The 514-nt window shown below is 59.1% G+C and carries 1 protein-coding gene; it reads right to left on the bottom strand.

The window, feature by feature from the left end; translation table 11 throughout:
* A partial coding sequence (locus BN2476_RS50145; protein ID WP_173819738.1) for an exo-alpha-sialidase occupies window positions 1–514 on the bottom strand: 514 nt, incomplete at both ends.

Genomic DNA, 514 nt, shown 5'->3' with positions numbered 1-514 from the left:
TTTTCAAGCAGAAGACGGCATACGAGATTTCTGCCTGTCTCGTGGGCTCGGGGATGATGTCGCCAGAACGCACCGGCTCTCCCGTGTTCGGATCGAAGACCGATACGGTTTGCAGACCCGAGATGATTGTGGGCCTGGTCCACGTTGCACCGTCATCGGTCGATTTGATGAACGCCACCTTGCCGGCCGCTTTGGAGAACGGCGGCGTGATCAGATCGAAGAAATCGTAGAGCGTGCCGTTTTGCGAGTTGATCACGATCTGGTTGCCGATCGTCTGCTGCCGCGAAGGCACGGTCACGATGGTTGTCGGAGTACTCCATGTGCTGCCGCCATCCGTCGTCTTCGAGAACAGCGTCGGTCCGCGGAAGGCAGCCGTATGCAGGTTCGCGTACGGGTTGCCGTTCGGCAGTTCGAGGCGGTCCCACACCGCATACGCGACGCCAGCCTTGACAGGGTTCGCCGTCACGGATTCCTTGTCGTTGAAGAATTGCAGCGTTGGTGCGTTGTTGGCGAT

The sequence above is a fragment of the Paraburkholderia piptadeniae genome, assembly GCF_900007165.1.
In the GTDB taxonomy this organism is placed as follows: Bacteria; Pseudomonadota; Gammaproteobacteria; order Burkholderiales; family Burkholderiaceae; genus Paraburkholderia; species Paraburkholderia piptadeniae.
The sequence above is the reverse complement of the archived record's forward strand: the minus strand, read 5'-3'. Positions and strand labels throughout refer to the sequence as shown.